Origin of the sequence: Limnofasciculus baicalensis BBK-W-15, from assembly GCF_024178385.1 — a bacterium.
GTDB lineage: Bacteria > Cyanobacteriota > Cyanobacteriia > Cyanobacteriales > Coleofasciculaceae > Limnofasciculus > Limnofasciculus baicalensis.
Genome location: NZ_JAMZMM010000423.1, coordinates 1 through 4,658 on the forward strand (window position 1 = coordinate 1; position 4,658 = coordinate 4,658).

Genomic DNA, 4,658 nt, shown 5'->3' on the forward strand with positions numbered 1-4,658 from the left:
GTTTTAACGGACTTAAGCTATGAGACAGAGAATTTATTCTCTGTCGGGTTTTCGGACAACTTGCAGCAGTAGCGATAACCCGGCGGTGGTTTAAACCACTGCCTAATAGCTTAAGTCAGTTAAAACTGACTGGTATCAGAATTTCAGTCCATTTTAATGGACTTGAGCTATTAGCCGTAGAATTAATTCTACGGCTGGTTTTCGGGTAAACAATCAAATCGTAAACTACATTAACCCAGTGTCAATATTTCCTCAGCCGCATCTACCACCAACCGCATATTTCTCAACCACTGCAAACCCAGCAAAGGTTCAGGAATTTCTTCCCCAACATGAACGGGAATTGTGTATTCAATTCCATCCAATAGCAATTTTCCCTCATAAATATCAAAAAACTGCTCTCCTCGTGCTGTTTGCATAGTTCGATCTAAATCTATGATATTCCAACCCAGGCTATCTAAATCTTGAATATTCATGGCTAACCAGCCCGTGGTAAACCCTGTATCTAGGAGCGCATCAACTTGCAATATATCACCATCAGCGGCAATTAAATCAATTTCAAAAAATAGCTCACCAATATCACCAAACATACCTGAAATCATATTTTACCACAGGCTCCTGTTTCATTAATCCGGAAAATGCCCAGCTTACCAGAAGGATACTTCTGACGTGATTTTTGGATGGCAAGATCTTCATCCGGATCGATGAAATAATCACCACTATTCGGCTCAATAATCATAAACCAATTATAGTGGTCAGGAATTAACTCATCTCGCACTCGTTCAAACACTGGGCGACAAAGTTGATAACGCGCCTCTCTTTCTGCCTTACGTCTGGCTAATTCTTCTGGCGCTATAGTGTATTCTGGAAATATTCTACCCCGACGGATGGGGTGTTTGATCGCTTTTTGAGTCATGGTTGTTTCTGGTTTGGGATTCATACTTGATTTTCCATATGTTAATTTTAAATCAAATCTGGACGGCTGAATGATAAATTATATTAACCCTGCTAAATCTATTATATTAAATTATTCCTGCCATTCTACCCGAAAAGGTTTGATCTCATTTTCATTGTATGCGATGAGGCGGGCAAATATATTCCCGTTCGAGCGGCTCATGGCTGTGAGATGATACTGATAATTGTTTCCGTATTGCGATCGCGCTAACTCTACCGCGTGAACCCCAGCCGCGCTACTTCGCGTGAAGTGTAGAAGGCTAGCAAGTAATATTGCGATCGCAACTCCAAGGATAAATGCCAACTTCGGAGTTGAGGTAGAATTACCGCATCTCAAACTTGCCGAGACTACAGGTGCAGCACGGAGTTGTTTGTAGAGCCAACAGCAAAGTGCGATCGCGATAATTTTAACTAAAATTGACAGAGAAAGTTCAACTGGATTGAGGCGAAATTTAGTTACCCAGAGTGCGGCTGGATACAAAAAGGGAAGTAGTATTAAGTCGGTACTGAAGTTAGAGATCCCGAAAGCTGCAATCCATGTGATGAGGGAAACCATACGGAGGCTACCCTTAAGCAGCAAGATACCCAATACCACTATAAATAAACCGTGCGAGGTGAAGGGACGACTTGGAGCTAAATTCCAGCCTGATGAATATATTTCATCCTGTGATATGTAATAGAAAAAATAGGCGATATCGAGAATTCCAACCGCGATTAGCACAACACCTACCCGTTTTAAAATAGCGTGATAATCGTACATTTGTTTTAACTGATAACGGAATTGTCGTGGTATAGCACTAAGCTGCGGCGCATCTAAATTGGTTTAATTTTCCAAATACTTGCTACAAATGCCTTTCTTACTCCCCCCTTATTAAGGGGGGGTAAATTTGTAGCACTATTTGATAAAATTGGGATAACCTTCCGGAAAGATTGGCACTAATTGATATCCCCTGGGAACCCATTGCCATAGTTCCTGTAATTCTAATTGATTCGGTTGCTGTCCGATTCCTAGTCGGGATAGAATTAACCGAATCAGCACCGAGTTAAACTGTGGGGGAAACCTGTACTGTTCCTGAGCGTGGTCAAGAAAAAAAGTTTTATGGTATTTCTGTAAACTCTTCTCTAAAGCAGAAATCTGCTCCAGCAATTCCTTCACCTCGCCTAATCGGTGATGGTGGTGGGTTAACAGTAATTCTGCTGCATTGTTGAAGTGCATTCCTTCATCTTTAACCAAATGGTGTCCAATTTTTTGAATTGCCGCACCAAAATGACGATAGTATTCCCAAAGATCCCGACGGTAAGAATAAACTGAACCAATCTCATCGAACATTAGCGTTACTAATAGTATAAATTCATCTGCTAACACCAGCTCAATTGGTTTTATTTCATGGACTCGAGCAGCAAATTGGCGATTCATTGCTGATTCAATATCCTGTGTTTGGCTACTTGGGCAATTTATCTCCTGACTCATAGCACTCCTAAATCTTGAAAACAGCGACGTGTCAACTCTATTCTAGCTGCTGGATCTTTCTCATTGCGAATATCAATATTGGTAGCAAAAAAGTAAACATTATCTCCTTTCTCCACATAACCAATATACCAGCCGATTTGCTGTTTGCGATCGTCGCCAAAACCAAACCAACCTGTCTTGGCACGGATTGTGTAGTTTGGAGTTTTCTCGACAATCATAATATCTTTGACAATAGAGAGACTGCGATCGGAAAATGGTAGTTTATTTTGGTAGAGACGACGGAGAAACTCAATTTGCTCTTCAGGTGTAATTTGGAGTTGTCCATTTAACCAAAATCGATCGATATCATCTTTATCGCCAATTTGTTCGTTCCCGTAACCTACCTGAGTTATCCATTTTTCCATCCTTTCATACCCAACTCGACGGGCTAACACTTGATAAAACCAAACAGCGGAAAGCTTGAACGCTTCTCTCATATTCAAGTCCCGATTCCATCCTGGAAACTCTCTAGTAATGCCATCCCAAGTGAGAAGAGCAATTTCATCGGAAATGACTTGAGTTTCCAGTGAAATTAGGGAATTGAGAATCTTAAATGTCGATGCAACTGGAAATGCTGTTCTATTCCGTTGTGGGTTATGCTGAAAAATGCGATCGCTCTTCAAGTCATAAATCGTAATTGAACCCTCAACCCCCAAATCCTGGAAGTGTCTTCCCAAATCCATCTTCTGAACAACATTTATCGGTGGCGAAGTCTCAATTATTGATTTTGGCGTAGTTAATCCTGGTTCCATTCTGTGAGATAGGATTGAGACAATCAAGATAAACGAAACAAGAGTAATAATTGTCAAACGTACTATTCGGTTCATAGTCTTCCGTTAGCTAGTGAAATCATCAGCAGCCTTGAACTACACTGACAGAAGTTCTGATTTCTGAACTTGAAATGCGGTAACTTCTAAATCTCAAATACAAACAGGTATCTTTCCCTCCATTGCCCCAACCGATACTTTTGCAGCACAACATCTAATTGTATCGCGGTTGTTGTGTCAGAATCGGCTAACAACCTTAGCAATGAACCAAGGGATCAATATCGATATTGTCTAATACTTCTAAATTGAAGTCTCTGACATCTCCAAAGAAAACTTTTGTTGGCTCGAAATTTTCACAAAGAGAGGCATAAGCATTTTGATTAATCTCGACAAGTGCCGTGTGTTTTAAGCCTGATAATTCAAGCCCTTTTGCCAAACCACCTGCGCCAGAGAATAGTTCAAGGGAATTCATGGTTATCCCCCGATGCTTTTCAGATGACGTTCAATATTTGCAAATAGAGCATAAACCCCTGTGCCCAGAAAAATCTGAGGAGGTGGAAGGGGATGAACAGGTGTACCGTTAAAGAATCTGACTGCATCTTTGACAATTTCACTAAAGGCTTCGTTTTTGTATAAGTGCTTATTTTTATCAAAGGAGGTGGACTGCATTGTTGTAAAAGTTACTTAACTCCAAAGAGATGAACTATTTCATATTGACATAGTGAAGATCGCATAAGCAGATAACAGCTCGGTTGAGCTATTATATTCTCCATTCCTTAGTGATTCTTAATTCGCTCGACTATAGTCATCTTCTGATATTCCTGCGCAAACTGCCAAGGTTGTGAAGTACCTTAAACTGGGCAACAGAAACCTTTATCGCTAATCAAGCGTCAAACTACCTAGCAACTGCCAGCAACAAGCTACCATTATCCCAGTCAGGAGCAAATCTATACCCTCCTGCGGGATTTGGCGTAAACTATCCACATTGATATTAAACTCGTCATCGATAAAATTTATGAAATTCCCCGCTCAACTCACCACTAACTTAAAACAACGCCTGAGTTTAGGCTTAATCCTACCACTCGCCTTAGTAGGCGCGATCGCACTTCCCCCACACCAGCAAAACGCCCAAGCTCAAACTAACGATAAACGCGCCCTAATTATCCGTTCCGATATCCAAGAAGCCAATACCCAAACAGGAGTATTTACAGCCAGAGGCAGGGTGCAAATGGAATATCCCGCCCGCCAAATTCAAGCCACCGCAGCCCAAGCTCAATATTTCGATCGCGATCGCCGTATCATTCTCACAGGCAATGTCTACGTTTTGCAAGAGGGGAATAGTATACGCGGTGAGGTTGTCACCTACTTGCTTGATGAAAATCGCTTTGTCGCCGAGCCAAGTGCTAATCAGCAGGTAGAATCAATTTATC

Annotated in this window: 8 protein-coding genes; 1 reads left to right on the forward strand and 7 read right to left on the reverse strand. The window is 41.3% G+C overall.

What is annotated here, in order from left to right; all coding sequences use genetic code 11:
• Positions 1-230: 230 nt before the first annotated feature.
• The 7 genes from NJ959_RS25810 to NJ959_RS25840 all read right to left on the reverse strand — a co-directional run bounded on the left by NJ959_RS25810 (position 231) and on the right by NJ959_RS25840 (position 3,897).
• Entirely contained in the window at positions 231-599 is a 369-nt protein-coding gene (locus NJ959_RS25810) for an aspartyl protease (protein WP_254014624.1), read from the reverse strand.
• Positions 596-913: a hypothetical protein gene (locus NJ959_RS25815; RefSeq protein WP_254014631.1), complete on the reverse strand. Its 318-nt coding sequence runs from the start codon at positions 911-913 to the stop codon at positions 596-598. The genes NJ959_RS25810 and NJ959_RS25815 overlap by 4 nt, the downstream gene beginning before the upstream one ends.
• Positions 914-1,024: 111 nt before the next feature.
• Positions 1,025-1,711: a hypothetical protein gene (locus NJ959_RS25820; RefSeq protein ID WP_254014625.1), complete on the reverse strand. Its 687-nt coding sequence runs from the start codon at positions 1,709-1,711 to the stop codon at positions 1,025-1,027.
• Between the two features lie 135 nt (positions 1,712-1,846).
• Positions 1,847-2,422, reverse strand: a complete 576-nt coding sequence (locus NJ959_RS25825) for a hypothetical protein (RefSeq protein ID WP_254014626.1) — start codon at positions 2,420-2,422, stop codon at positions 1,847-1,849.
• Complete coding sequence (gene blaOXA, locus NJ959_RS25830) at positions 2,419-3,288, reverse strand: class D beta-lactamase (RefSeq protein WP_254014627.1); 870 nt, start codon at positions 3,286-3,288, stop codon at positions 2,419-2,421. Before blaOXA ends, NJ959_RS25825 begins: the two co-directional genes overlap by 4 nt.
• A 196-nt stretch (positions 3,289-3,484) precedes the next feature.
• Complete coding sequence (locus tag NJ959_RS25835) at positions 3,485-3,700, reverse strand: DNA cytosine methyltransferase (protein WP_254014628.1); 216 nt, start codon at positions 3,698-3,700, stop codon at positions 3,485-3,487.
• A gap of 2 nt (positions 3,701-3,702) precedes the next feature.
• Positions 3,703-3,897 (reverse strand): GIY-YIG nuclease family protein, encoded by a 195-nt coding sequence (locus NJ959_RS25840; protein WP_254014629.1) that lies wholly within the window; start codon positions 3,895-3,897, stop codon positions 3,703-3,705.
• 346 nt (positions 3,898-4,243) lie between these two features.
• On the opposite strand from NJ959_RS25840, the gene NJ959_RS25845 reads away from it, so the two are divergent.
• On the forward strand, positions 4,244-4,658 hold a 415-nt coding region (locus tag NJ959_RS25845), incomplete at its 3' end, for an LptA/OstA family protein (RefSeq protein ID WP_254014630.1).